The following is a 25,296-nucleotide window of genomic DNA, read 5'->3' as shown; positions in this document are numbered from 1 at the left end:
GTCGAGGCGGGTTCGGTCAGCGCCGGGAGGCGCGCAGTTCCCGGGGAAGGGAGAAGACCAGGGTCTCGTTGGCGGTGGTGACCGGGTGGACGTCGGCGTAGCCATGCTCGGCGAGCAGGTCCAGCAGGCCGCGGACGAGGATGTCCGGGACCGAGGCACCGGAGGTGACGCCGATGGTCTCGACGCCCTCGAGCCAGGCCGGGTCCACCTCGCGGGCGAAGTCGACCAGGTGGGCGGCCCGCGCGCCCGCGTTCAGCGCGACCTCGACCAGCCGCACCGAATTCGAGGAATTGCGCGAACCGACCACGATCACCAGATCGCACTCGGGCGCCATCGCCTTGACCGCGGTCTGACGGTTCGAGGTGGCGTAGCAGATGTCGTCGCTCGGCGGGTCCTGCAGGTTCGGGAAACGCTCGCGCAGCCGCTGCACGGTCTGCATGGTCTCGTCCACCGACAGCGTGGTCTGCGACAACCAGATGACCTTGTTCTCGTCGCGCACCGTCACGGCGTCGACCGCGTCCGGGCCGTCGACCAGCTGCACGTGCTCGGGCGCCTCGCCCGCGGTGCCCTCCACCTCCTCATGGCCCTCGTGGCCGATGAGCAGAATGTCGAAATCGTCGCGGGCGAACCGCTTGGCCTCGTGATGCACCTTGGTGACCAGCGGGCAGGTCGCGTCGATCGCACGCAGATTGCGGGTCTCGGCGCCCTCGCGCACCGCGGGCGACACCCCGTGCGCGGAGAACACCACGACCGCGCCCTCGGGCACCTCGTCGGTCTCGTTCACGAACACCACGCCGCGCTCCCGCAGCGTCTCGACGACGTGCCGGTTGTGCACGATCTCCTTGCGGACGTAGATCGGCGCGCCGTGCTTGTCGAGCGCGCGCTCCACGGTCTCCACCGCGCGATCCACACCGGCGCAGTAGCCGCGCGGCTCGGCGAGCAGCACGCGCTTGCCCGCACCGGCCGCGGCCGACCCGGCCGACCGGGCGATTCCGACGTTCAAGGGGATTGCCGAGGACATGCCTCACAGCTTACGTGCGCCCGCGATACCAGGGGCGGCGACATCGCCACCCGGCACCGCGGAACGGGCCGCCACCCGATATCGTCGAGCGACGTAACGACCGCCACACCGAGAGGCACGCACTCCTATGGCAAAAATCGCGGAGAGGCGGGACAGTTGGGGCATGTTTCGACCGCCGTTTTTCGCCCGAGTCGCCGCCGGAGCAGCCGTCTACGCTCTCGAGGAAACCCGTCGGCTACCCACTGTGGCAATGAATTTGCCCATTACCGCCATCAGCCGGCTGCTGCAGACCACCATGCATACGCAGCAGTTCGTGACCAGCCTCGCGCTCAAGGGTGACGCCGTATTCGACCGTTTGGCGAATCGCCCTGTCGAACAGCCGGAGTGGGCCACGTTCGACGAAGATACCGAGCCCGAGCAAATCCCCGGCAGCGCTTTCGGACCCGCGCATCTCAGCGCATTCGACAGCTATGCCGCCGAGCCCGAACCCGAGCCCGCCGCGGAACCGGCCGCGTTCGAATCCGCCGTCGCCGCAAAGGCTTCCAGCAACGGTCACGCCGCCGATACCGGCGTCGTCGAACCCGAGGTCGCGGCCCGGTACGACTACTCGACCATGACGCTGGCGCAATTGCGCGCGCGCCTGCGCATGCTCAGTGTCGAAGATCTCACCACGCTGCTCGATTACGAACGCCGGACCTTCGACCGGGCGCCGTTCGTCACCATGCTGACGAATCGGATCGCCACCGTGCGGGCGAAGTGACCGAACCCGCTCCCAATTCCGCCGAGCACCCGTGGCCGGTGCGCAGCATCGCGATCAAGGTCGCGCAGTGGATCGACCGGCTCGGCAGTGTCTGGGTGGAGGGGCAGATCACGCAGATCAGCCTGCGGCCGGGCGCGCGCACCGCGTTTCTGGTGCTGCGCGACCCGGCCGCCGACATGTCGCTGTCGGTGACGTGCGACCCGCAGCTGCTGCGCGGTTCGCCGGTGCCGCTGCAGGAGGGCAGCCGGGTCGTGGTGTACGGCAAGCTGTCCTACTTCACCGGCCGCGGCACCATCTCGTTGCGCGTCACCGAGATTCGCCCGGTCGGCATCGGCGAGCTGCTGGCCCGCATCGAGCGGTTGAAGGCGCTGCTGGCCGCCGAGGGCCTGTTCGATCCGCGGCTCAAGCGCCCGATTCCGTTCCTGCCCAAGACCGTCGGCCTGATCACCGGCCGCGCCAGCGCCGCCGAACACGACGTGCTGACCGTGGCCCGGCAGCGCTGGCCCGCGGTGCGGTTCGAGGTCCGCAACACCGCCGTGCAGGGCCCGACCGCGGTGCCGCAGATCCTGGCGGCGCTGGCCGAGCTGGATCGGCGCCCGGACGTGGATGTGATCGTGCTGGCCCGCGGCGGCGGCAGCGTCGAGGATCTGCTGCCGTTCTCCGACGAGACGCTGTGCCGCGCGATCGTCGCCGCGACCACCCCGATCGTGAGCGCCATCGGCCACGAGCCGGACAATCCGCTATCGGACTACGTCGCCGACCTGCGCGCCGCCACCCCCACCGACGCGGCCAAGCGCATCGTCCCGGACGCGGCCGCCGAACTGGGCCTGATCCACGAGCTGCGGGGGCGGTCGGCGGCGGCGCTGCGCGGGTGGGTGCAGCGCGAATCCCGCGCGCTCGAGCAGCTGCGGTCGCGGCCGGTGCTGGCCGATCCGCTGCGCGGGCTCGAGCAGCGGCACGAGGAGGTCGAGCGGTTACGCACCGCGGCCCGGCGGGCCGTCGAGCACACCCTCACCGCCGAGACCACCGCCACCCGGCACCTGCGCGACAAGCTCACCGCCGTCGGCCCGGCCGCCACCCTCGCCCGCGGTTACGCCGTGGTGCAACGGGTTTCGGGGAAGGAACGGCACGTGATCCGCGCCGTCGCCGACGCCCCGCCAGGCAGCCAGCTGCGCATCCGGGTCGCCGACGGCGCCGTCACCGCCGCCACGCTCGGCACGCAGATTCTCACCGATCCGGACTCGCCCCGAGGAGGCCACCGATGACCGACAGCGACCAGGCCGACATCGCGACCTTCGGCTACGAACGCGCCCGCGACGAGCTGGTCAACGTGGTGAAGATGCTCGAGCAGGGCGGCATGGACCTCGACGATTCGCTGTCGCTCTGGGAACGCGGCGAGGCCCTGGCCGCCCGCTGCGAGGAGCATCTGGCCGGTGCCCGCAAGCGCGTGGAGGACGCGCTGTCGCGCCGCGAGTCCGAGCAGTAGCGAGGTAGATCCCGGCCAAAAGCATGCCGGGATGACGGGTACGGGCTCACACCCCCAGCGCGTCGGTCAGCCGGTCGTGCACGGTGCGCCACATGTCGGGGGGCAGGTCGGCGTCGGCCAGCATTTCCAGCATGCGGGTGATCTGGAGGGCGCGAATGCGTTGGGCGAGAGCGGGTTCGGCGGGGTCGACGCCGAGTCCGGCGAGGAATTCCGGCCAGGCCGACGCCAGCACGTCGGCGCCGGTCAGGCTCACCGACCAGGCCCACCACGCCGCGTCGAAGAGCGGGTCGGCCAGGCGTGCCGAGTCGAAGTCGAGCAGACCGGTGATGACGCCGCCCGCGACCAGCACGTTCTCCGGGGCGAAATCGCCGTGGGCCAGCACCGCCGGGCGGCCGTCGAACAGGGCGGGCAGCTCGGCCAGCAGGGCCTCCAGGGCCGCGTTCTGGGCGGGTGTCAGCGCCGCGACCAGGCATTCGGCCCAGGCGTCGGCGCGGGCGGCCAGGTAGCGGGGCCGGGCCCAGACGTCGTCGAGTTCCAGGTCGGGACACGACAGTTCGGCGAAGTCGGCCAGCAGCGCGCCCATATCGCGCGCGAACAACGGAAAGCCCGGACCACCCGGACCGCTGGCCGCGTCGGCCGTCGCCGGGACGCCGGGCAGGGCCTCGAACGCGATCCACGGCGGATCGGCGTCGAGGTCGACCGCGCGGATGCCCGGGACGGCGATCCCCTTGGCGGCGGCCGGTTCTCGCAGGGCGCGCAGGACGCGCGCCCGCCGCTCGGCCTCGGCGCGCCGCCGATAGCGCTGCGTCACCACGCGGGTGCCGTCGGCGAGGATCATCAGCTCGGCGCGATGGCGAACACCCCACTCGGCGGGGGCCGCCGTGACGACCGGCTGCCCCAATGCCTGCTCGAGCCAACCGAAATCACCATGGTCCACTGGATAACGCTAACGGACCGCCGGAGCCTACGGTGCGGCCTCGAGCGGCTTCGCGGCACCCACGGCACCGGCCAGGGTTGTATAGATCGACTGGTCGCCCGCGCCCTTGATCAGGACGCGAACGGTGCCGAAGTCGGTGATCCAGGCCGGTTCAGTGCCATTGACATGAAAGACCGACCAGACTCGGTCGCCGACGCGCTGGGTGCCCGCGGGCGCGCGGACGCCCTCCACGTGATTGGCCAGCGCGTCCACGGTGGCATTGGACTGGGTCAGCTGCATGTAGGTGCCCTGCGGGCTGAGGTAGCCGACCGTGCTCACCGCGCCCCCGCCGGTGCCGGTGATCGTATCCCGGCTGCCGGAGTTGGGTTTCCAGCCGTCCGGCAGGCTCGGCTGGCGGATCGGGAACGGCAGCGTGCGGGCGTCGTCCCGCAGCGCCGCGGTGACATCGAAGGCCGGGATCTTGCCGGGCGTCGGCCCGTGGGCCGAGAAGCTGCACTGGCTCGCGATCCCCGCGAACACCACGCAGATCAGCACCAGCGGAATGAGCGACCAGAACAGGTCCCGATAGTCGTTCAGGATGCGGGGTTTCTGGTTCGGCACGTCCCAAGTATCCATTGCCCGCCCGACATCGCGGGTGTGACCCCTGTCGGCCCCTGATTAGAAACCGAAACCTTTCTGCGACAATTTGCCCAGCAATACTCGACTCGAGGAGGCATCCCATGACGGCATCCACGCCCGTACCCAGCCGCCGTGAGGCCCCGGACCGCAACCTCGCGCTGGAGTTGGTCCGGGTCACCGAGGCCGGCGCGATGGCCGCGGGCCGGTGGGTGGGGCGCGGTGAGAAGGAGCGCGGTGACGGCGCCGCCGTCGACGCGATGCGACAGCTCGTGGCCACCGTCTCGATGCGTGGCGTGGTCGTGATCGGCGAGGGCGAGAAGGACGAGGCGCCCATGCTGTACAACGGCGAGGAGGTGGGCGACGGCACCGGTCCCGAGGTCGATTTCGCCGTGGACCCGATCGACGGCACCACCCTGATGGCGAAGGGCTCGCCGGGCGCCATCGCGGTGCTCGCGGTCGCCGAGCGCGGCGCGATGTTCGACCCGTCGGCGGTGTTCTACATGGAGAAGATCGCCGTCGGTCCCGAGGCCGCCGACGTGATCGACCTGGGCGCGCCCATCGCGGAGAACCTGCGCCGGGTGGCCAAGGCCAAGAACTCCTCGGTCTCCGACCTGACCGTCTGCATCCTGGATCGCCCGCGCCACCAACGCCACATCCAGGAGGTGCGCGCCGCCGGCGCCCGCATCCGCCTGATCTCCGACGGTGACGTCGCGGGCGCCATCGCCTGCGCCCGCCCCGACTCCGGCACCGACATGCTGATCGGCATCGGCGGCACCCCCGAGGGCATCATCGCCGCCGCGGCCATGCGCTGCATGGGCGGCGCCCTCCAGGGCAGGCTCGCCCCCAAGGACGACGAGGAGCGCCAGAAGGCCATCGACGCCGGCCACGACCTGGACCGCATCCTGTCCACCGAGGACCTGGTGGCCGGGGAGAACATCTTCTTCTGCGCCACCGGCGTCACCGACGGCGAACTACTCAAGGGCGCACGCTATTTCAGCGGCGGTGCGCACACACAGTCCATCGTCATGCGCTCCAAGTCGGGAACGGTCCGCATGATCGACGCCTACCACCGCCTGACCAAGCTCCGGGAGTACTCGTCGGTGGATTTCGTGGGAGATGAGCACGCGGTACCTCCTATGCCTTGATTCGGTGGGGTCCCTGTCGCACGGCCCTGGGGGCCGTGCGACAGGGAAAAGAGGTACGCCGGGCCGGGGAGGCAAGCCGCAGCGGGAACTGTCGATCCCGACGCACCACAACCATTGACCCCGGCAGGCCACAACTTGCCGATCCCGGCATCCCGCAACCTGCCGATCCCGACAGGCCACAACCTGCCGATCCCGCGTGCGGCAACCTGCCGATCCCGCGTGCGGCAACCTGTCAGTCCCGCGTGCGGCAACCTGCCCGTCCCGGCATCCCGCAACCTGCCGATCCCGGCATCCCGCAACCTGCCGATCCCGGCGTGCGGCAATCTGTTGGTCCCGGCGTGCTTTTGGCCGGGATCGCTTATTCCCGGTGGTCCTGTGCAAAAGCACTCAGGTGTAGGGGGCCGGATTGGGTGGGGGCGGGCTTAGGGTCGGGGTATGGGCGAAGAGATGGAGTATCGAGTCGAGCACGACACCATGGGGGAAGTTCGGGTTCCGGTGGATGCGTTGTGGCGGGCGCAGACGCAGCGGGCGGTGGAGAACTTTCCGATCAGCGGGCGCGGGCTCGAGCGGGCACAGATTCGGGCGCTGGGGCTGCTGAAGGCCGCGTGCGCGGCGGTGAACAAGGAGCTGGGGCTGCTCGACGCCGTCAAGGCGGATGCCATCGTGGCGGCGGCGACCGAGATCGCCGAGGGGCGCCACGACGGGCAGTTCCCGATCGATGTCTTCCAGACCGGGTCCGGCACCAGCTCCAATATGAACGCCAACGAGGTCATCGCGAGCCTGGCCGCGGCCCGCGGCGTCACCGTGCACCCCAACGACGACGTCAACATGTCCCAGTCGTCCAACGACACCTTCCCGACCGCCACCCATCTGGCCGCCACCGAGGCCGTGGTCACAGACCTCGTTCCGGCCCTGGAGCATCTGCGAATCCGCTTGCTGGACAAGGCGACCGAGTGGCGCACGGTGGTCAAGTCCGGCCGCACCCACCTCATGGACGCGGTGCCGGTGACGCTGGGCCAGGAGTTCGGCGGCTACACCCGCCAGGTCGCGTCGGGTATCGAGCGGCTGCTCGCGACGCTGCCGCGGCTGGGCGAGCTGCCCATCGGCGGCACCGCGGTCGGCACCGGACTCAACGCCCCCGCCGGATTCGGCGCGAAAGTCGTTGCCGAACTGCGTAAGTCGACCGGCCTCGACGAATTGTCCGAGGCCCGTGATCATTTCGAGGCGCAGGCCGCCCGCGACGGCCTGGTCGAGGTGTCCGGCGCGCTGCGCACGGTCGCCATCTCATTGACCAAGATTGCCAACGACATTCGCTGGATGGGCTCCGGCCCGCTGACCGGCCTGGGCGAGATCCAGCTGCCGGACCTGCAGCCCGGCTCGTCGATCATGCCCGGCAAGGTGAATCCGGTACTGCCGGAGGCAGTCACCCAGGTGGCCGCGCAGGTGATCGGCAACGACGCCGCCGTCGCGTGGGGCGGCGGCAACGGCGCCTTCGAGCTGAACGTCTACATCCCGATGATGGCGCGCAACGTGCTGGAGTCGATTCGCCTGCTGGCCAACGTCTCTCGGCTCTTCGCCGACCGGTGTATCGAGGGCCTGACCGCCGATGAGCAGCGGCTGCGCCGGTTGGCGGAGTCCTCGCCGTCCATCGTCACGCCGCTGAACTCGCTGATCGGTTACGAGGAGGCGGCCGCGGTGGCCAAGCAGGCGCTGAAGGAGCACAAGACGATTCGCCAGACGGTGATCGATCGCGGCCTCATCGGCGAGAAACTCACCCTCACCGAGCTCGATCGCCGACTCGACGTGCTGTCGATGGCGAAGGTGGACAACGAGAAATAACCGGATATGTCGGCGCGCAGGTACCTCCCGGACATGGTCGGGTACTTGCGCGCCCTGGTATTCAATTGAGCCGGATGCATCAGACGCCGATGACGCTGCGTCCCTGACCGAAGAGCTTGAGGACGAAGTCCAGCAGCTGTGACAGATCGCCGATAACCATGAGCGTTCTCCTTTCGTGTAGACCGCTCATCGAGCGGTTACTGGTTAATCGCAGGCAACCCTTTCGTGTTTCATAAATCCGTCAACCCTCGAGTAGTTCTCGAGAACCCCGGTCGGAGGCCGGATATCCGAGCTCACTCGGATAGTCGCGCAGGTCGATATCGTTGGTCGCGTCGTCGGTCATCTTCAGCATCAGCCCGAACGCCCGCGACTCGACGAACCAGTTGCGCAGCCGCACCCCCCAGCCGGTCCGCGGCGCCAGGAATCGACCGGCGCTGGCATTGTCGGCGAGCTTGGCGTAGCGGCGCATGATCTCGTCGTAGCGGGCGAAGGCGACGGTGTGCTCGCCATCGGCGGCGGCCAGTTCACCGGCCAGCACATACGCGCCGACGACGGCCAGCCCGGTGCCGAGCCCGCCCAGCGTATTGCCGTATCCCGCATCGCCGACCAGGGCGACGCGCCCGGTGGTGCAGCGGCCCTTCATCCGGACCCGGCTCAGCGAGTCGAGATAGAAGTCCGGCAGCGCGTCGAGTTCGGCCACCATATCGGCGAAACGGCCGCCGAGCGGCACGAATTTCTCGGCGACCAGGCGGCGCTGCGCGGCGATATCGTGCCGGTCGAGATCGAGCTCGGGCGAGGCGAACATATACATCTGCGACGCCTTCGACCCGCCCTCGATGGCGAGCCGCCCCGGCGCGTGCCAGGCGAGCGCGGTATTGCGGGTTCGCCGCGCCGGATCGTGCCCCCAGCCCGGCGCGCCCGCCACGCAGTAGTAGTAGCCGAGGTGATCGACGTAGTCACGCTCCGGGCCGAACGCCAGTCGCCGCACCGCGGAATGGATGCCGTCGCAGCCGAAGACGAGGTCGAAGGTGCGCGCGGGGGCGTGCTCGAATTCGACGTGGACGCCGTGCCCTGTGTCGGTCAGCGCGGTGATCGAATCGCCGAAGAGGTATTCGCAGTCGGCGGCGGTGTGCCCGTGGAAGATCTCGGCCAGGTCGCCGCGCAGGATCTCGACATCGCCGCCGAGGAATTCGCCGGACAGTTCCGCGCGGCGGTTGCCGTCGGCGTCGACGAAGACCATGTCGGTGCGACCGGTCTGCCGCTCCCCGATCTCCTCCCACATCCCCATCCGCTCGACGACGGTGCGCTGGGTGCGGCCCTTGAAGTCGATGGCCTGGCCGCCCGCGCGCAGGGCGGACGCGCGCTCCACGACGGTGACGGCGTAGCCGTAGCGGCGCAGCCAGTAGGCCAGCGCGGGACCGGCGACGCTCGCGCCGGAGATGAGAACGGTCTGGTCACGCATGGTGGGGCATCGCTTTCGTTTAACTGCGTCTGTCGGACGCAAATTAGAGTACGATGGACGCAGTTTCTCGTCAAGAGCCGTTTCGGCAAGGATGGACAGCATGTCGGCACCCACCACCCTGGAACTGCTGTGGGGCGGATCGCCGCGCCCGAAGCGCGGCCCCAAGCCCTCGCTGTCGCTGGAGCGCATAGTCACCGAGGCCATCGCCCTGGCCGACGCCGACGGCCTGGCCAGCCTGTCCATGCAGCGCCTGGCCGAACGCCTCGGCTGCGCCAAAATGGCCCTCTACCGCTACATCCCAGGCAAGGCAGAACTGACGGCACTAATGCTGGACGCAGCATTGGGCCCTGCCCCGGCTCCGCCGGACCAGGGAGACAGGCCGGAGCGCGGAGGCATGCCGGGGGCAGTAGGCACGCCAAGCGCGAAAGGCACGCCGGGGGCGGAAGGCACGCCAGGGGCAGGAAGTATGTCAGGGGCGGGAAGCGTGCTGGGGCAAGGGGATGCGGCGGGGGTGGGAACGGTGGTGGGGCAGGGGGGTGCCGGGAACGGTGCGGAGGCGTATTGGCGGGTTGCGTTACGGGCTTGGGCGGTGGCGGTTTTCGAGCAGATGTGTGCGCATCCTTGGGCGCTGGAGGTGGCGGTGGGGGTGCGGCCGTTGGGGCCCTGTGAGGTTGGGTGGTTCGAGGCCGGGCTCGAGCCGTTGGGGGATAGTGGGCTCAGTGGGGCTGAGCGATTGGATGCGCTCGCATTGCTTTCCGGGCATGCGCGGAGTCTGGCGCAGCAGGCGCGGAGCGCGGGTGGGGAGGAATTGGAGGATGGTATGACTCGGCAGCTCGGGGAAACCCTGGCGGCACATGCGGATCGCTATCCCGCGACCATCGCCGCTTTTGCCGAATCCGATGCGCCGGGCGACCGGAACAATGCCCTGCACTTCGGGATCGATCGTATTCTCGACGGCCTCGGGGTCCTCATCTCCCGCCACAGGGGTGACAGTGTTCCTCAAAAGCCCGACGCGTAAACGTAATCAGCATTCATTTGGCAATCGCCCGAGCGCTTCGCGCGATGACATCGGTCGCGCGAAGCACCCGCCCTTTCAGGGCACAAAAATGTGGGCATAAAAATGTGAGCACGAAATATGTGGGCGCAGCTATGCGAGCACACATCCGTGAGACGCAAATACGTCAGCGACGCAGGTGCGCCAGTTCCGCGCGCGCCGACTCCCCCGCCTCACCGAAGTCGGTGCGGGAGAACACATTCCAGCGCTCCAGCAGCGGAGCGAAGACCAGCTCGCCCTCGCGCGCCGGGTCGTAGATGCCCGCCGCGGCCAGCACCTGCGTGCTGCTGCGGCCGTCGATCAGCGTCACCTCCGGGACGGTGAAGTCCGCGACCCGGTCGGCGATGGCGCGCACGGCCTGATCCGGGGCCAGATCCAGGGCCGCGGCCACCAGATTCGCGAAGAACACCGACTGCAACTCGTCGTCGGCGGCGATCCGGTGGGACAGCGCGGTCACGATCGGGTTCTCGCCGAGGGCGGCGGTATTGCGGTGCCGCACCGCGGCCGCGGTCTCCTCGAAGGCGCAGGCCGCCAGCACATCGATCAAATGCAATGCGGGACGCCGGAATCCGGCGGTCATGTGCGCCATCCGCATCCGCTCCAGGTCCACCGGGTCGACCGCGCGGGTCACCATCAGGTAGTTGCGGATCATGATCTCGTGCCGGTTCTCTTCGGCGGTCCAGCGGCCCACCCAGCGCCACCACGGCCCGGTGCGCAGATGCTTGCCCAGCTCGCGGTGGTAGGAGGGCAGATTGTCGGCGATCAGCACGCTCACCGTGAGCGCCAGCTTCGCGACCTCACCGAGCTCCGATTGCCCCGGCTCCCAATCGATTCCGCCCAGAAAGCCGAAGTTGCGGCCGTCGTCCCACGGCACGTAGTCGTGCGGCTGCCACGCATCGGCCGCGTCGATGTGGCGTCGCAGATTTACTTCCACCTCCGCCGCGAGCGATTCCAGCAACTCGCGGTCGGTCAAGAGAGTTTGCACGCTGCCAACCTACCGACGGGCACGGGGCAAAGCACGAATCCGGCCCGAGCCGACACCATTCGTTATCCCAGTGTGAGAAACGGACGAAGGCTCGGGCCGGTCGGCGGCCTACTTCGTGGTCACCGAGATCTGCTGGTTGACCCAGCTGATGGTGCCGCCGGTGAAATCGCTCTCCTTGCCGCCCGCGACGTCCTTCTCGTCGCTGACCGGATAGCCGAGCTTGCCGTTGACGCCGCCGTCGTTGTCCCACGCCTTGCGGATCTCGCCCCACACCACGTGCGGGCCGGTGGGGTCGCTCCAGCAGACGGCGCCGCCGGTGAACTCCTGGCACATGCCGCCGTTGGGGCCGTTGACCGTCGCGCCGGTGGGGGCGCCGAGCGTGCCTGCCGGGCCGCCCATTTCGGTGTACTTGGACAGGATGTGGCCCGACACGACGATCTCGCCGTTCGGGGTGGGGATCTTGGTCTCCCCCGCCGCGCCGTTCGTCGCGGACGTCCCCGCGCTCGTCTCGGACGCGGAAGCAGAACTGGAGCTGGACTCCGAACCACTCGAATTGTTGTTGTTGTTCTTGCTGCAACCGGTGAACACCAGGGTCCCGGCGGCAATGGTCATGGTGATGGCAGCCGTGCGTCGAGCGAAGTGGTGCATGTCCATCCTCTCGAAGGTGATTGCCGAGCAGCATCGCGACACCGCCCGGCAACTCTGGCCGATACCGGCGAAAATATACCCTTCAATTGTGAGATGAACCACACACCGAGTATTTGCTCGATTCGTGCGTTTCGCGTCGACTACGCGTTCGGTCCGTACTCCTCCAGCATCTCGGTGACCAGGGCCGCGATCGGCGACCGCTCGCTGCGGGTGAGCGTGATGTGCGCGAAAAGCGGGTGCCCCTTGAGCTTTTCGATCACCGCCGCCACGCCGTCGTGCCGCCCGACGCGGAGGTTGTCGCGCTGGGCGACGTCGTGGGTGAGCACCACCCGCGAGCCGCTGCCGAGCCGGCTCAGCACCGTCAGCAGCACATTGCGCTCCAGCGACTGCGCCTCGTCGACGATCACGAACGAGTCGTGCAGCGACCGGCCCCGAATGTGGGTGAGCGGCAACACCTCCAGCATCCCGCGGGAGAGCACCTCCTCCATTACCTCCGGGCTGGCCAGCCCGTCCAGGGTGTCGAAAACCGCCTGGGCCCAGGGGCCCATCTTCTCGCTCTCCGACCCCGGCAGATAGCCGAGTTCCTGGCCGCCGACCGCGTACAGTGGGCGGAACACCACCACCTTGCGCTGGCTGCGCCGCTCCAGCACCGCCTCCAGACCCGCCGTCAGCGCCAGCGCCGATTTGCCGGTGCCCGCCTTGCCGCCGAGCGAGACGATGCCGACGCTCTCGTCCAGCAGCAGATCCAGGGCGATGCGCTGCTCGGCGGAGCGACCGTGCAGCCCGAACGCCTCCCGGTCGCCGCGGACCAGCTGCACCCGTTTGTCGGGAGTGACCCGGGCCAGCGCGCTGCCGCCCGCCCCCAGGAGCCGAATACCGGTGTGGCAGGGCAGGTCTCGGGCCACATCGAGGTCGATCACGCCGTCGGCGTAGAGCTTGTCGACGCAGTCGGAACTGACGTCGAGCTCGGTCATGCCGGTCCAGCCGGAGATGATGACGTCCTGCGCGTGATATTCGTCGGCGTGCAGGCCGACCGCACCGGCCTTGACCCGCATCGGAATGTCCTTGGAGACCAGCACGACCGAATTGCCCTCGGCCGCGAGGTTCAGCGCGCAGGCGAGAATGCGGGAATCGTTGGTGTCGGTACGGAACCCGACGGGGAGCACCTCCGGATCGGTGTGGTTCAGCTCCACCTGCAGCGTGCCGCCCTCGGTGCCGATCGGGACCTGCTCGTCCAGCCGGCCGTGCATCAGGCGCAGATCGTCCAGCATGCGCAGGGCCTCCCGCGCGAACCAGCCGAGCTCGTGATGATGGCGTTTGGCCTCCAGTTCGCTGATCACCACCAGCGGCAGCACCACATGGTGCTCACCGAAGCGCGTGACGGCCCAGGGGTCCGACAGCAGCACCGAGGTGTCGATCACGAAGGATTTCAGGCCGGATCGGCCGGACCGAGAGGCGCTGGCTCCCTTTCCGGAGCCTCCGCTCTTTCCGGAGCGGGCTTTCGAGGGAGCGATGACGGAGCGTGCATCAGTCACGGTGGGCTCCTTTGTTGCTCGTGCTACACCCGCACGAGCGTTCTCGCTGGACCGGTCCGCCCTGGGGTCACAGGACCCGAGGGCCGGGTGCCGGCCCCCTCGCACTGAGTTGCTCAGTCACGATCAGGACCTCCCGTACGGGCCACTCCGACGCGGCCCGCACCACCGACGTTACTGCCGTTCGGTCTTTTCGGCTCGGGCGTTGGCGAGCGTGTCGGTGAATATCCCGTAAACCCGCGGCTCGAGCGGCCGCGGACCGGAATCCGGTGATGTGACGCACATCTCGTTCACGAGCGTCCGCCCGGGCGCGGCTCGGCCAGCACCCGCAGCAGCACGGCGACATGGCTGTGCGCCGGCTCCGAAACCGCTGTGAGCAGAGTGACCGGACCGGACGCGCGCAGGTCATGCAGCCGGGCGAGTTCGGGGGCGTGCCGATCGTCGTCCAGTTCGTCCCGATATCGGTCGGCGAATTCATCCCACCGGGCCGTCGGATCGGCGTGGAACCACCGGCGCAGCTCGCTCGTGGGCGCCACGTCGCGCAGCCATTCATCGACCTGTGCCCGCTGTTTGCTGATGCCTCTGGGCCAGAGCCGATCCACCAGCACGCGGGTGCCGTCGGTGGAATCCGGTGTGTCGTAGACCCTTTTCACTCGTACATTCTTCTCCGGCCGCGGTGTCATACCTCCATGGCAGCACGGGACCGCGTTCCTGACGAGCAGCGCGCCGGGTAGCGGTTAGAGTCGAGCCATGGCCGATCTCCGGGAGCTCGAGCAGCTGTCGTCCAAGGAGCTACACGACCGCGCGGTGAAGCACGCCGCGCGGCACGGCGACATCAGGTTCCTCTGGCGGCTGCTGGAGCAGATCCCCGCCGCCGAGGCCGCCGCCGGCGATCTGGGCGAGAGCGAGGCCGACATCAAATACGTGCTGCCGATGCTCGACGACTATGTGCATGCCGGGGACGGCAAGATCGCCGAGGTGTTGCGGCCGCTGTATCTCGAATACCTCGCCGGGCAGGACTGAGCCGCCTTAATACACGCATTCGGCCCGACTTGCCAGGGCGGGACGTTCCCTTGTCCGCGTATGGGCGGGTACCTAAGTTTTGAACTATGAGCATTCGCCTTGGCTATCAAATGCCGAACTTCAGTCACGCGACCACGGCCCGTGAGTTGTTCCCCTCGGTGATCGCGCAGGCGCGGGAGGCGGAGGCGGCCGGATTCGACTCCGCGTTCGTGATGGATCACTTCTATCAGCTGCCGGGGCTCGGCACCCCCGACGAGCCGATGCTCGAGGCGTATACGGCGCTGGGCGGTCTGGCGACCGCGACCGAGCGAATCCAGTTGTCCACCTTGGTCACCGGCAACACCTACCGGAACCCGACGCTGCTGGCGAAGGCCGTCACCACGCTGGACGTGGTCAGCGGCGGCCGGGCGGTGCTGGGCATCGGCGCGGGCTGGTTCGAGCTCGAGCACAACGCCCTCGGCTTCGAATTCGGCACCTTCGCCGAGCGTTTCGAGCGGCTCGACGAGGCGCTGCAGATCATCCACCCGATGCTGCGCGGGCAACGCCCCACCTTCGACGGCAAGTGGTACCACACCCGCGAGGCCATGAACGAGCCGCGCGTCCGCGACGACCTGCCGATCATGCTCGGCGGCGGCGGTGAGAAGAAGACCTTCGGCCTGGCCGCCCGCTACGGCGACCATCTGAACATCATCTGCGACGCCAACGAACTGCCGCGCAAGATCGATGCGGTGCGCCAGCGCTGCGCGGAGGTCGGCCGCGATCCCGAGACCCTGGAGACCAGCTTCCTGGCCTTCCTGATCCTGGACGAGGACGGCGACCGCGCCCGCAAGCTGCAGAGCGAAATCCTGGACCGCCAGGCCCGCAACATGCCCGGCGTCCCGCCGCAGACCGACCGCCAGTTCGTCGGCACCCCCGACGACGTCGCCGACCAGTTCCAGCGCCGCGTCCTCGACCACGGCGTCGACGGCCTCATCGTGAACATGGTCGCCAACGGCCACGAGCCCGGCATCCTGGAACTGGCAGGCAAGGCCCTGTCCCCACTGGTGCACAAGGGCTGAGGTAGGGCCCCGGCCAAAAGCACGCCGGGGCCAAGGATTACGCACGCCGGGGCCAAAGGTTACGCACGCCGGGGCCCAATCCCTACTCCTCGACCTCGATGGCCCCGGAGGGGCATACGACGGCGGCCTCACGGACCTCCGCGTGGCAGTGCTGGGGCTGGGGGTCGAGGAGTTTCACCTTGCCCTCGTCGTCGTCTTGGTCGAAGATCTCCGGCGCGGTGAGCGCGCACATTCCCGATCCGATACAGCGCTCCCGGTCCACCGAGATTCGCATCGCCGCTTCTCCTTTCGTGCGATTACCAGGTGACCGGCAGGCTGCGCACGCCCCCGATGTCGATCGCGCCGCGCAGCGGCACCTCCTCGGCCGGGACCGCCAACCGCAGCCCCGGGAACCGGGCCAGCAGTGCCCGGTAGCCGACCCGCATCTCCACGCGCGCCAGCTGCTGGCCCAGACACTGGTGGACACCGTGTCCGAAGGCCAAGTGTCCCACCGCATTACGCTCGACGTCCAGGGTATCCGGGTCGTCGAAGCGTTCCGGGTCGCGGTTGCCCGCCGTGATCGACAGCGCCACCGATTCGCCCGCCCTGATAGTATGCCCGGCCAGTTCCACGTCCTCCAGCGCCCCGCGCACCGCGGTGTGTGCGATCGACAGGTAGCGCAGCAGTTCCTCGACGGCCCGGTCGGTCAGGTCGGGGTCCGCGCGCAGCAGCGCCAGCTGCTCCGGATTGCACAGCAGCGCAAAGGTTCCCAGCGCCAGCATGTTCGCGGTGGTGTCCAGCCCGGCCGCCAGCAGCAGGCCGCCGACGCCGACCAGTTCGTCCTCGGTGAGGTCGGTGGCCGCCAGCTCGCTGAGCATGTCGTCGGTCGGGTTCGCGCGCTTGGCGGCGACCAGATGCCGGATGTAGTCGAGGACGCTGTCGAAGGCGTCGATTCTCTTGTTGACAAACTCCTCCGGGGACACATCCGGGGTGGAGGCGGCGGCCAGGCGGCTGAACTGATCGTGATCGGCCACCGGCACGCCGAGCAGGTCGCAGATCACCAGTTCCGGAATCGGCCGGGCGAACGCGGTCACCAGATCCACCGGCCCGCCCTGGCGTTGCATCGCGTCCAGGCATTCGGCGGTGAAACCCTCGATGCGCTCGGTCAGCAGCCGCATGCGGCGCACGGTGAAGCGGCCGGTCAGCATGTTCCGGAACCGGGTGTGCTCCGGCGGGTCGTAACGCAGGAACATGCCCGCCGGGACCGATCGCGTCGTATCCAGCTCCACGACGGGACTGCGGAGGTTCTCGCTGCGGGAGCTGAACCGCGGATCGGCCAGCACGGCGCGGACGACGGCATGCCCGGTCGCCAGCCAGCCCACGTGGCCGCCGGGAAATTTCAAGCGGGTCAACGGCTCTCGTTCCCGGATGGCGGCCAGCCCGGCGGCCGGGTCGAACGGGCGGCCCGGTGGACGCTCGACCGGTAGTTCGATGGCGGGCGACAACGATTCGGTCATCGTGCTTCCTCCCCTGCGATTACCAGATCACCGGCAGGCGGCGCACGCCGGCGATGTCCAGAGCGTTGCGCATCGGCACCTCCTCCGGCGGGACGGCAAGCCGCAGCCCCGGGAATCGGGACAGCAGCGCCGGGAAGGCGACCCGCATCTCCACCCGCGCCAACTGCTGGCCCAGGCACTGGTGCACGCCGTATCCGAAGGCCAAGTGGCCCACCGCGTTACGCTCGACATCCAGAGTATCCGGATCGTCGAAGCGCCGCTCGTCCCGATCCGCCGCCGATAGCGACAGCACCACCGTGGCACCGGATTCGATGGTGTGCCCGGCCAATTCCACGTCCTCGGTGGCGGTCCGGGTGGTGATGTGGGCGATCGTCAGATACCGCAGCAGCTCCTCGATCGCCCGATCGGTCAGGTCCGGATCGGCGCGCAGCGCGGCGAGCTGATCGGGATTGCGCAGCAGCGCATAGGTGCCCAGCGCCAGCATATTCGCCGTGGTCTCGCCCCCGGCGGCGAACAACATGGAGCCGACCCCGACCAGTTCGTCCTCGGTGAGATCGCTCGCGGTCAGCTCGCTGAGCATGTCGTCGGTCGGGTTCGCCCGCTTGGCGGCGACCAGATGCCGGATGTAGTCCATGATGTCGTCGAAGAGATCGCTCGCCTCGTCGAGGATCTCCCGGGCGGTGGCCTCGTGACCGGGCGACGCGGCCAACCGGCGGAACCGATCGTGGTCGGCCGTCGGCACCCCGAGCAGTTCGCAGATCACCAGCTCCGGAATCGGCCGGGCGAACGCCTCGACCAGATCCACCGGCCCGCCGTGGCGCGCCATCGCGTCCAGGCATCCGGCGGTCAGTTCCTCGACGCGCTCGGTCAGCATCCGCATGCGGCGCACGGTGAAGCGGCCGACCAGCAGGTTCCGAAATCGGGTGTGCTCCGGCGGGTCGTAGCGCAGGAACGTCCCCGGCGGCGTCGGGCCGGGCGCCGGAGCCCCCTTGATCGGGCTGTGCAGCACATCGGTGCGGTTGCTGAACCTCGGATCGGCGAGTATGGCCCGCACGACGGCGTGCCCGGTCGCCAACCATCCCCGGTGCCCGTCGGGAAAATCCATGCGGGTCAACGGTTCGCGCTCCCGCAGGGCGCGCAATTCGGCGGGCGGATCGAAGGGCCGTCCGGCCGGGCGCTCGAGCGGCAGCTCGGTGATGATGGGCAACGATTCGGTCATTGCGACTCCTCGATTCTGCTGGGACACCCCGCACGCTAAGTCGAATTCGCCGTTCGCTCAACGAATTAGCCGCCCGTTTCCGCTGTCCCGCAGGTAGATTCGCCGAATCGGTTGCAATACTTCTGCCCACGAACGCAATTCACAGCTACTGTGGTTGCAATGGTCCTGAATACGAACGCACGCCGTTCGCGAGCAGAGGAGGGGAGCCGATGCCCGGCGGCAGACTCACCCGGTTGGATCGGGAATGTATTGCCGAGGGGTTGGCCGCGGGCCTCGACTACGCCGAGATAGCCCGCCAGCTGGACCGCCCCACCTCGACGGTGAGCCGGGAGGTCGCCCGCAACGGCGGACCGCGCCGCTACCGCGCCGACCGGGCACAGCGAGCCGCGCAGCAGCGCGCCCGCCGCCCCGGCCGAAACCGCCGATCCGCCGAATCATCCACCGGCACACAGGCTTTCGAACAGGCTCCGGTGGCCGACGTCATCACCAGGCTCACGGACCTGTTCATCAGATCCGGCGAGCCCAGCACCGCCTCACGCATCCTCGCCGTGTTATTGACCACCGATTCCGGCGCCCTCACCACCGCCGAGCTGACCCGTCGACTGCGGATCAGCCCCGCCTCGATCTCGGTAGCCGCCACCCGCCTGGTGAATCAGGGCCTCATCCACCGCGAACACGAGGGCGGCCGCCGCTACTGCTATGTGGTCGACGAGAACGTCTGGCTCCGATCAACACTCGGCGCGGTACACACCACCGAGGTACTGAGCGCCATCACCCACGAAAGCGCCGACCTCCTCGGCGTCACCACCCCCGCCGGATTGCGCCTGAGCGAAATGAGCCTCTACCTCGACCACCTCGCCCGCTCCCTACAGAACACCGCCGAAAGCTGGCGCACCCGAGTCACAGCCGAAAACGAGCCCTGACCCACCCCTGGTCCCGGCACGCCCACCGACCTCATCCCGGCGCGCCCACCCCATGATCCCGGCGCACCCACCCACCTGATCCCGGCACACCCACCCATATGATCCCGGCACACCCACCCACCTGATCCCGGCACACCCACCCACCTGATCCCGGCACGTTTTTGGCCGGGATCCACTACTTCGCCGCCGCCCGGTCGATCGCGACGTGCAGGCCGTCCGGCGTGATGTTCTCCACCACCCGGTCCCCCACCCGCACCGTCGGAGTGTGCGTCAGCCCGGCGGCGATGGCGTGGTCGGTGTGCGCGGTAACGAACTGCCGGTAGTGCTCGCCGCGGATGCATCCGGCCACGTCCGGGCCGGTTACCCCGGACTGTGCGGCCAGATCCACCAGGCGATCGTCGGTCGGGCTCGGATCCTTGGGCCCGGGCTGGTGCTGGAACATCAGCCGGTACCAGGCGGGCCAGGCATTCTTGTCGGCGGCCGCGACGCAGGCCGAGGCGTTCGCGGCGCGGGCCGCGTAGTCCTTGGGTTCGGTCGCGATGGCGACCGGGTCGTAGTCGACCGCGACCCGGTGGCCGTCGATCAGCCCGGCCAGCGCCGAATCGCTCGCCTGCGCGAAGGTCCGGCAGGACGGGCAGGCGAAATCGGTGGTCACGGTGAGCACCGTCGGGGCGTCGGCCGCGCCGAAGCGCAGCGTGCCGCGATCGGTGAATACCGGCGGGGGCGCCTCGGCGGCGGCCCGGGCCTGCGCGGCCCGGTCGCGATCGCGCTTGGCGGTGGCGTCGTAATGGACCACCGCGGCGACGAACGCCGCGAGCACCGCGACCGTGAGCACCACGCCCACGGTCAGGCGGCGGCGACGGGTCGCGCGGTTCACGAATCGACGACTGCGCCTGGATTTCATGGCGATCACCTCGGTACTTCCATGTAGCAGTACGTCCAGCTTATTTTCTTCACCATTGTCGAAATGGTTTCGGATTATCGACTCGAACCTCCACAGAAAGGCGCTTCGCATCGTAGCCGCCGTGCTCGAGTATTCAACTAGATAATCTGAAAAGATTAACTATCAACTCTCTCACCTGTGCGATCGCATAGTGTGATCTACGTCTAATTGACGTTGCGCGAAGACCGCGCGAACCATCTACCGCATGACCCGCACCAATCGATGCTCAGCGTTTGCTACGGCGTTCGCAGTCTCCATCGCGGGCGCCACCATCCTCGCCACGACGGCCTCCTCGGAGCCGACTCCCCCCGGCTGCACCACCGACGACTCCGTCTCGAACCAGGTCACGCTCGCCTGCAACCCGGGCTCGGGCAACGGCACGCACGCCTTCATCCGCTGCCGCGATGCCGGTGGTTTGCTACACACCCGCATCGGAAGTCCGATCGGACCTGATGGCGGCTCCTCCCGAGCCGTCTGCGCGACCGGCGAGTCCGGTCCGGCCTGACCGCAGTTCCACCCCCTTCACCCCCATTACGAGCGTTCCGTGAATTCGAATCGAAAGAGGTTCTGCTCATGTCTGCAACAACTCGTGGTGCCCGGACAATGTCTCGCGCGACGCGGTCGCGCAAGGAAATCAGGCGGAATCGGCGCGGCCTGTACGCCGCGGCCGCGTTCGCCTCACTGAGCTCCGCCATGGTGTCCGGCGGATACGCGGCGGCCCAGGGGCCCGGCCATCCCAGCCAGCCCCTGGACCCGCCGTCCGGCGGCGGATTCCTTTCCGGCACCGGCATTCCCGGCCGCAGCCCGGCCATCGGCAATCCCGCCCCGGCGATCGACCGCACCGACACCGGCGCGGCCGGGCAGGGCGCGATTCCCGTATTCACGCCGCCCTCCGGCGGCGACACCGGGCCCGGCATCGACTTCTCCGCCCTCGCCCAGACCGCCATCAACGCGGTGATCCCGCAGGCCCCGCAGAGCGCCGCGCCCGCGAATCCGGGCGCACCGGTGCAGACCACGCTGCAGTCCCTCGCCCAGGCACTGAAGACCCCGCCCGCGCCCGCCGCCGCGGACCCGCTGTCGCCGCACACCGCGCAGGCCACCGGCCTGCCGCTGCGGTCGACCGTGGCCACCGCCGCGCCCGACGCGGGCACCGGATCGCCGGTCGAGGAGCTGGCGGCGGTCGCCGCACAGATCGTCGGCTCGCATCTGGACCTCGGCAAGCTCGCCGACTGGGCCGACCAGACCTTCCCCTCCGGTCCGCTGCGCCAGCCCGTGGAGGATCTGCTCGGATTCGCCGCGCAGGCAACCGAACAGGCCGGATCGCGCCGCCGCGACCAATCCGCCCCGCTGGACGACCTGATCGACCAGGCCCGCGCGCTGTTCGGTTTCCCGCAGGACGGCGGCGACATCACCAAGGCCCTGCGCGATCTGCTGGCGCCCACCGCGAGCACCGGCGATCCGCTACAGGGGCTGGCAGAAGGGCTGCGCTCGCTCACGGCCGCACCGGAATTCGGCACGCTGGCCGCCTCGGTGCTCGGCTTCGCCGCCCCGGCGCTGCACGGGATCGCCCCGCTGCTCGGCTATGTGACGCCGGTGCTGGGCATGATCACAGACCCGGCCGCGGCGCTCACGCCGCTGCTGCACGGCATTCGCGGCATGCTCGGCGGCGAGGGCCTGGTCGGCACACACAACGCCTTCCTCGCGCTCGGCGCCGTACCGGTCATCGCCGCCTTCGCGATCGTGCCGCTGCTGTTCGCCGGCGCGCTCGCGATCGGCGCCATCGGCATAGCCGCGGTGGCGGTGATCGGCGCGATCGTGCTCGCGCCCTTGGTGATCGGCGCGCTGATCGTCGGCGGCATCGTGCTGGCGGTGCTGGCCCTGCCGGTGCTGGCGGTCCTGGCGATCATCGCGATTCCGGTGCTGATCGTCGGCATTCCGATCGCGTTCGCGGCGTTCCAGGTGCTGGCTCCGGTCATCCTGGCCGGTGGGCTGGTCGCCTTCGCCGCCGTGGTGGTGGGCGGAATCGCCGCCGCCGCAGCCACTGTGGGGCTGGGTGTGATCACCACGCTGGCGGCGGTGGCCATCACGCTGGTGGTGGGCACGCTGCTCACCATCCTGTTCCCGGTACTCGGCCTGATCACCGCGCCGCTGGCGTTCACCGTCGGTGCGCTCGGCATTCTGGTGGTCGGCACGCTGCTCACCGGCCTGGCGACGTTCGGCGTGTTGGGCGTGGCCTTCGCGATCGCGGCGGCGCTGGCCGTGGCCATCGGGATCGCCTCGCTGTTCACCCCGTTCGGGCTGCTCTCGCTGCCGATCCTGGCGGTGCTCGGCGTCGCCGCGCTGGCGCTGTTCGCCGCGGCCGGGCTGGCGGCGGGGCTCATTGTCGCCGCCATGTTCGTGGTCGGCCTCGCCGCGCTGATGATCGTGGCTCCGGTCGCGGTCGGCGGGCTGCTGGTGCTGGCCCTGTTCGCCGAGGCCATCCGGCTGGCCGCGCTGGTGGCCGCGTGGTTCCTGGCCGCCGCGGGCGGACTGCTGATCACCGCGGTCGGCGCGATCGCCTCGGGTGTGGCGGTGCTGGCCGGAATCGTGGCCACGCTGTTCCTGGTGTTCGCGGTGCCGGTGGTCGGCCCGCTGCTGGCGCCGCTGGCGTTCCTGGTGCTGGTCGGCGTTCCGGGCGCGCTCGGCCTGGCCTTCCTGTTCGGCGGGCTCGGCCTGGCGGGTGTGCTGATCTCGGTGTGCACCAGCCTGTTCCTGCTCGCGGCCACCGCCTGGGCGGGGGCGACGGCGTTCGCGACCCTCATCGCGATGATCACCATGCCGTACGCCATTCCGCTGCTGGTGCCGCTGGTGGCCGCGTTCCTGGCCATCGTGTCGGCAACCGTGATGGGTTTGGCCGCACTGGATTTCGTCTTCACCTGGGTGCCGTTCCTGGTGCTGTCGGCCGGGGCGTTCGTGTGGGCGGCCGCGGCGGTATTGGCCACGTTCGCCGGTGGGCTGCTGGTCGGCGCGCTCAGCTTCGCGACGCTCACGCTGACCCTGGTGGCGCTGATCGTCATCAACCCGCCGATCGCGCTGCTCGCGCTGCCGCTGCTGCTGGCGGGCCAGCTGTTCATCACGCTCACGGCGCTGGGTGGTTCCGCGCTGGTCGCGCTCGGGCTGGCGGCGGTGGCCGCCACGCTGATGCCGCTGCTGGGCGCCGGACTGTTCGTGGCGCTCGGGGCCATCGTCACGGCCTTCGTGGCCGCGTCGGCACTGTTCCCGCCGTTCCTGATCGTCGGCATTCCGGTGGGACTGGCCGCGCTGGTCGTGGGCGGCGCCGCGATTCTGGCCATCGTCGCCGCGGGCGAGCTGCTCACCGGCGCGGTGTCGGTGGTGGGCCTGCTGGCCACGGCCGTCGTCGGGCTCGCGGCGCTGATCGCCATGGTTCCGGTCGGGGTCGTGGCGCTGGCGCTGGCCGCGGTGCTCACGCTGCCGTTCCTGCTCGCCGGTCCGTTCGCGCCGATCGTGTCGACCGCGCTGTCGCCGATCATCGCGCTGGCGATCGGTGCGCTGTTCGCGCCGTTCTCGGTGGCCGCGTTCCTCGGCGCCTTCCTCGCGATCGCGGTGCAGGCGTTCGGATTACTGGGCCTGCCGTTCCTCGGCGTGCTGCTGGGCGGCGGCCTGTTCCTCGCCTTCAAGGCCCTGGAGATCACCGCGTGGCTGGTGAGCCTGCCGTTCGACTTCGCCGCGCTGTGGATCCTCGGCGGGCTGGCCGCCGCGGCGCTGCTGCCGGTGCTGGCCGCGGCCGGTCTGGGCGCGCTGGCGCTGGTCGCCGCGGGCGCGGTGATCGGCGCGGGCGTGGTGGGTGCGCTGGCCCTCGGCGCGGGCGCGGTGGCGCTCGGCGGCGCGGCCGTGCTCGCCCTGCTGGCCGCTCCCGTGCTCGCCATCGGAATTCCGTTGGCGCTCATCGGATTGCTGACACTGGCCGCCTTGGCCGCGGCCGTGGTGATCGGCATCCCCGTCGGGGTGCTCGGGCTCGGTGCGCTGGGTGTCGGCGCGGCGGTACTGGCGGTGCTGTCCGTGCCGCTGCTCGGCATCGGCATCCCGGCGGCCCTGCTCGGCCTGCTCGCACTGGCCGCGGTGGCGACCCTCCTGGTGATCGGCGTGCCGGTCGCACTGGTCGGCATCGGCGGCGTGCTCGGCGCCCTGGCGGCGGCCGTGGTCGGCACACCGATCGTTGCGGCCTTGGCCGCCTTGGCAACCGCGGTAATCGGCGGACCGATCGTCTTCGCACTGGGCGCGCTGGCGGCAGCGGTCATCGGCGGCCCCATCGTGTTCGCACTGGGCGCTCTCGCCGCAGCCGTCCTCGGCGGGCCGATCGTGGCGGCCTTGGCCGCCTTGGCAACCGCCGTCATCGGCGGACCGATTGTCGCCGCACTGGCAGCCCTCGCCACCGCCGTCATCGGCGCACCGATCGTTGCCGCACTGGCCGCCTTGGCAACTGCTGTTGTCGGCGGACTGGCGGCCCTGGCCGCCGCGGTTGTCGGTGTCCCGATCGTTGCGGCCTTGGCCGCCTTGGCAACTGCTGTTGTCGGCGGACTGGCGGTCCTGGCCGCCGCGGTTGTCGGTGTCCCGATCGTTGCGGCTCTGGCGGCCTTGGCTACGGCCGTGATCGGTGGGCCGATCGCTCTCGGGCTGGGGGCGTTGGGGGCCACCGCGATCGGGGTTCCGTTGGCGGCGTTCCTCGCGACGGTCACCGGGATCACCGGGGCCGGGGCGGTTGCGCTGGCGGTTGCCGCGGTGACGGTTGCCGCGCTGGTGGCGGCCTTCCTGCTGAGCCCGCCGTTCCGGTCGTATGTCATCTCGCTGCTGCGGGCGCTGCGCGATCAGGGTGGGCCGCTGGGTGGTTCGACCGGCGGGGTGGCGCCCAATGGATCGCAGCTGCTGGACGATCTGATCCCGGACGATGCCAGCCTGGACCAGTTCGTCGCGTCCCTGGTGAAGCTGCTGGCCCCCGCGCCGCAGCACTCCAAGGCCCCGGCCGCCGCGCACGCCGAGATCCCGTTCGTCGGGGTCGACGCCGCCGACGGCTCCGTGCACGCCACCGACACCCGCAAGATCCTCGAGGTCGCCCTCTGAGGGCCGCCCCGGCGAACGAACGGAGACAA

General features: G+C 69.5%; 23 protein-coding genes. 11 read left to right on the top strand and 12 right to left on the bottom strand.

Features of this window, described 5'->3' with window-relative positions:
* Window positions 1–16: 16 nt before the first annotated feature.
* Complete coding sequence (locus HPY32_RS26495; RefSeq protein ID WP_067576777.1) at window positions 17–1,021, bottom strand: 4-hydroxy-3-methylbut-2-enyl diphosphate reductase; 1,005 nt, start codon at window positions 1,019–1,021, stop codon at window positions 17–19.
* A 163-nt stretch (window positions 1,022–1,184) separates the two neighbouring features.
* Here HPY32_RS26495 and HPY32_RS26490 point away from each other — a divergent pair, with 163 nt between their 5' ends.
* From HPY32_RS26490 to HPY32_RS26480, 3 genes are read left to right on the top strand one after another with little or no spacing between them, the layout of a single operon-like run.
* Entirely contained in the window at window positions 1,185–1,781 is a 597-nt protein-coding gene (locus HPY32_RS26490) for a lipid droplet-associated protein (protein ID WP_067576775.1), read from the top strand.
* On the top strand, window positions 1,778–3,046 hold the full coding sequence (gene xseA / locus HPY32_RS26485; protein WP_067576774.1) for an exodeoxyribonuclease VII large subunit: 1,269 nt from the start codon (window positions 1,778–1,780) through the stop codon (window positions 3,044–3,046). The genes HPY32_RS26490 and xseA overlap by 4 nt, the downstream gene beginning before the upstream one ends.
* Window positions 3,043–3,267 carry an exodeoxyribonuclease VII small subunit gene (locus HPY32_RS26480; RefSeq protein ID WP_067576773.1) on the top strand — a complete coding sequence of 75 codons (225 nt, stop codon included), beginning with the start codon at window positions 3,043–3,045 and terminating at the stop codon, window positions 3,265–3,267. The genes xseA and HPY32_RS26480 overlap by 4 nt, the downstream gene beginning before the upstream one ends.
* 46 nt (window positions 3,268–3,313) lie before the next feature.
* Here the strand turns inward: HPY32_RS26480 and HPY32_RS26475 are convergent, their stop codons facing one another.
* Together HPY32_RS26475 and HPY32_RS26470 are read right to left on the bottom strand one after the other, a co-directional pair.
* Window positions 3,314–4,204: a phosphotransferase family protein gene (locus HPY32_RS26475; protein ID WP_067576772.1), complete on the bottom strand. Its 891-nt coding sequence runs from the start codon at window positions 4,202–4,204 to the stop codon at window positions 3,314–3,316.
* Between the two features lie 27 nt (window positions 4,205–4,231).
* Window positions 4,232–4,804 carry a DUF4245 domain-containing protein gene (locus tag HPY32_RS26470; protein WP_067576771.1) on the bottom strand — a complete coding sequence of 191 codons (573 nt, stop codon included), beginning with the start codon at window positions 4,802–4,804 and terminating at the stop codon, window positions 4,232–4,234.
* 119 nt (window positions 4,805–4,923) lie between these two features.
* Between HPY32_RS26470 and glpX the strand changes: the two genes are divergently transcribed.
* Complete coding sequence (glpX, locus tag HPY32_RS26465) at window positions 4,924–5,967, top strand: class II fructose-bisphosphatase (protein WP_067576770.1); 1,044 nt, start codon at window positions 4,924–4,926, stop codon at window positions 5,965–5,967.
* A gap of 435 nt (window positions 5,968–6,402) precedes the next feature.
* Window positions 6,403–7,806 (top strand): class II fumarate hydratase, encoded by a 1,404-nt coding sequence (locus HPY32_RS26460; protein WP_067576769.1) that lies wholly within the window; start codon window positions 6,403–6,405, stop codon window positions 7,804–7,806.
* Between the two features lie 241 nt (window positions 7,807–8,047).
* Here the strand turns inward: HPY32_RS26460 and HPY32_RS26455 are convergent, their stop codons facing one another.
* Window positions 8,048–9,268 carry an FAD-dependent monooxygenase gene (locus HPY32_RS26455; protein WP_067576768.1) on the bottom strand — a complete coding sequence of 407 codons (1,221 nt, stop codon included), beginning with the start codon at window positions 9,266–9,268 and terminating at the stop codon, window positions 8,048–8,050.
* A gap of 100 nt (window positions 9,269–9,368) precedes the next feature.
* On the opposite strand from HPY32_RS26455, the gene HPY32_RS45780 reads away from it, so the two are divergent.
* The gene (locus HPY32_RS45780; protein ID WP_301546153.1) at window positions 9,369–10,286 is read left to right on the top strand and encodes a TetR/AcrR family transcriptional regulator; all 918 of its coding nucleotides are present in this window, start codon (window positions 9,369–9,371) and stop codon (window positions 10,284–10,286) included.
* Window positions 10,287–10,449: 163 nt separating this feature from the next.
* Here the strand turns inward: HPY32_RS45780 and HPY32_RS26445 are convergent, their stop codons facing one another.
* From HPY32_RS26445 to HPY32_RS26430, 4 genes are all read right to left on the bottom strand, one after another.
* Entirely contained in the window at window positions 10,450–11,307 is an 858-nt protein-coding gene (locus HPY32_RS26445; protein ID WP_067576765.1) for an acyl-ACP desaturase, read from the bottom strand.
* 108 nt (window positions 11,308–11,415) lie between these two features.
* Entirely contained in the window at window positions 11,416–11,961 is a 546-nt protein-coding gene (locus tag HPY32_RS26440; RefSeq protein WP_228806069.1) for an LGFP repeat-containing protein, read from the bottom strand.
* A 134-nt stretch (window positions 11,962–12,095) separates the two neighbouring features.
* Window positions 12,096–13,490 carry an RNA 5'-3' helicase PhoH2 gene (gene phoH2, locus HPY32_RS26435; protein ID WP_082870409.1) on the bottom strand — a complete coding sequence of 465 codons (1,395 nt, stop codon included), beginning with the start codon at window positions 13,488–13,490 and terminating at the stop codon, window positions 12,096–12,098.
* Between the two features lie 287 nt (window positions 13,491–13,777).
* Window positions 13,778–14,140, bottom strand: coding sequence for a DUF488 domain-containing protein (locus HPY32_RS26430; RefSeq protein WP_309247544.1), 363 nt, complete (start codon window positions 14,138–14,140; stop codon window positions 13,778–13,780).
* A 97-nt stretch (window positions 14,141–14,237) separates the two neighbouring features.
* On the opposite strand from HPY32_RS26430, the gene HPY32_RS26425 reads away from it, so the two are divergent.
* Window positions 14,238–14,510 carry a hypothetical protein gene (locus HPY32_RS26425; RefSeq protein WP_067576761.1) on the top strand — a complete coding sequence of 91 codons (273 nt, stop codon included), beginning with the start codon at window positions 14,238–14,240 and terminating at the stop codon, window positions 14,508–14,510.
* A gap of 86 nt (window positions 14,511–14,596) precedes the next feature.
* The gene (locus tag HPY32_RS26420) at window positions 14,597–15,568 is read left to right on the top strand and encodes an LLM class F420-dependent oxidoreductase (RefSeq protein WP_067576759.1); all 972 of its coding nucleotides are present in this window, start codon (window positions 14,597–14,599) and stop codon (window positions 15,566–15,568) included.
* A gap of 82 nt (window positions 15,569–15,650) precedes the next feature.
* Here HPY32_RS26420 and HPY32_RS26415 read toward each other — a convergent pair whose 3' ends face one another.
* From HPY32_RS26415 to HPY32_RS26405, 3 genes are read right to left on the bottom strand one after another with little or no spacing between them, the layout of a single operon-like run.
* Window positions 15,651–15,842: a ferredoxin gene (locus HPY32_RS26415; protein ID WP_067576757.1), complete on the bottom strand. Its 192-nt coding sequence runs from the start codon at window positions 15,840–15,842 to the stop codon at window positions 15,651–15,653.
* Window positions 15,843–15,864: 22 nt separating this feature from the next.
* Window positions 15,865–17,064, bottom strand: a complete 1,200-nt coding sequence (locus tag HPY32_RS26410; protein ID WP_067576755.1) for a cytochrome P450 — start codon at window positions 17,062–17,064, stop codon at window positions 15,865–15,867.
* Window positions 17,065–17,083: 19 nt separating this feature from the next.
* Complete coding sequence (locus HPY32_RS26405; RefSeq protein WP_067576753.1) at window positions 17,084–18,283, bottom strand: cytochrome P450; 1,200 nt, start codon at window positions 18,281–18,283, stop codon at window positions 17,084–17,086.
* 209 nt (window positions 18,284–18,492) lie between these two features.
* Between HPY32_RS26405 and HPY32_RS26400 the strand changes: the two genes are divergently transcribed.
* A complete protein-coding gene (locus HPY32_RS26400; RefSeq protein ID WP_067576751.1) occupies window positions 18,493–19,206 on the top strand; it encodes a GbsR/MarR family transcriptional regulator in 714 nt (237 codons plus the stop codon).
* A 175-nt stretch (window positions 19,207–19,381) separates the two neighbouring features.
* On the opposite strand, the gene HPY32_RS26395 is transcribed toward HPY32_RS26400, so the two are convergent.
* Window positions 19,382–20,110, bottom strand: a complete 729-nt coding sequence (locus HPY32_RS26395) for a DsbA family protein (RefSeq protein WP_067583983.1) — start codon at window positions 20,108–20,110, stop codon at window positions 19,382–19,384.
* 244 nt (window positions 20,111–20,354) lie between these two features.
* Between HPY32_RS26395 and HPY32_RS26390 the strand changes: the two genes are divergently transcribed.
* Together HPY32_RS26390 and HPY32_RS26385 are read left to right on the top strand one after the other, a co-directional pair.
* Window positions 20,355–20,654, top strand: a complete 300-nt coding sequence (locus HPY32_RS26390) for a hypothetical protein (RefSeq protein WP_216676374.1) — start codon at window positions 20,355–20,357, stop codon at window positions 20,652–20,654.
* Window positions 20,655–20,752: 98 nt separating this feature from the next.
* Window positions 20,753–25,267 (top strand): hypothetical protein, encoded by a 4,515-nt coding sequence (locus tag HPY32_RS26385; protein WP_067576747.1) that lies wholly within the window; start codon window positions 20,753–20,755, stop codon window positions 25,265–25,267.
* The last annotated feature ends 29 nt before the right edge of the window (window positions 25,268–25,296 follow it).

The sequence above is a fragment of the Nocardia terpenica genome, assembly GCF_013186535.1.
GTDB classification, from domain to species: Bacteria; Actinomycetota; Actinomycetes; order Mycobacteriales; family Mycobacteriaceae; genus Nocardia; species Nocardia terpenica.
This window is presented reverse-complemented; position numbering and strand designations above follow the sequence as displayed.

Excerpts from the sequence above, each read along its gene's own strand:
- HPY32_RS45780 (WP_301546153.1), top strand. The coding sequence starts at position 9,369 with ATGTCGGCACCCACCACCCTGGAACTGCTGTGGGGCGGATCGCCGCGC.
- glpX (WP_067576770.1), top strand. The coding sequence starts at position 4,924 with ATGACGGCATCCACGCCCGTACCCAGCCGCCGTGAGGCCCCGGACCGC.
- HPY32_RS26415 (WP_067576757.1), bottom strand. The coding sequence starts at position 15,842 with ATGCGAATCTCGGTGGACCGGGAGCGCTGTATCGGATCGGGAATGTGC.
- HPY32_RS26495 (WP_067576777.1), bottom strand. The coding sequence starts at position 1,021 with ATGTCCTCGGCAATCCCCTTGAACGTCGGAATCGCCCGGTCGGCCGGG.
- HPY32_RS26410 (WP_067576755.1), bottom strand. The coding sequence starts at position 17,064 with ATGACCGAATCGTTGTCGCCCGCCATCGAACTACCGGTCGAGCGTCCA.
- HPY32_RS26405 (WP_067576753.1), bottom strand. The coding sequence starts at position 18,283 with ATGACCGAATCGTTGCCCATCATCACCGAGCTGCCGCTCGAGCGCCCG.
- HPY32_RS26460 (WP_067576769.1), top strand. The coding sequence starts at position 6,403 with ATGGGCGAAGAGATGGAGTATCGAGTCGAGCACGACACCATGGGGGAA.
- HPY32_RS26385 (WP_067576747.1), top strand. The coding sequence starts at position 20,753 with ATGTCTCGCGCGACGCGGTCGCGCAAGGAAATCAGGCGGAATCGGCGC.
- HPY32_RS26425 (WP_067576761.1), top strand. The coding sequence starts at position 14,238 with ATGGCCGATCTCCGGGAGCTCGAGCAGCTGTCGTCCAAGGAGCTACAC.
- HPY32_RS26455 (WP_067576768.1), bottom strand. The coding sequence starts at position 9,268 with ATGCGTGACCAGACCGTTCTCATCTCCGGCGCGAGCGTCGCCGGTCCC.
- HPY32_RS26420 (WP_067576759.1), top strand. The coding sequence starts at position 14,597 with ATGAGCATTCGCCTTGGCTATCAAATGCCGAACTTCAGTCACGCGACC.
- HPY32_RS26480 (WP_067576773.1), top strand. The coding sequence starts at position 3,043 with ATGACCGACAGCGACCAGGCCGACATCGCGACCTTCGGCTACGAACGC.
- HPY32_RS26400 (WP_067576751.1), top strand. The coding sequence starts at position 18,493 with ATGCCCGGCGGCAGACTCACCCGGTTGGATCGGGAATGTATTGCCGAG.
- HPY32_RS26490 (WP_067576775.1), top strand. The coding sequence starts at position 1,185 with ATGTTTCGACCGCCGTTTTTCGCCCGAGTCGCCGCCGGAGCAGCCGTC.
- HPY32_RS26395 (WP_067583983.1), bottom strand. The coding sequence starts at position 20,110 with ATGAAATCCAGGCGCAGTCGTCGATTCGTGAACCGCGCGACCCGTCGC.
- HPY32_RS26390 (WP_216676374.1), top strand. The coding sequence starts at position 20,355 with ATGACCCGCACCAATCGATGCTCAGCGTTTGCTACGGCGTTCGCAGTC.
- HPY32_RS26440 (WP_228806069.1), bottom strand. The coding sequence starts at position 11,961 with ATGGACATGCACCACTTCGCTCGACGCACGGCTGCCATCACCATGACC.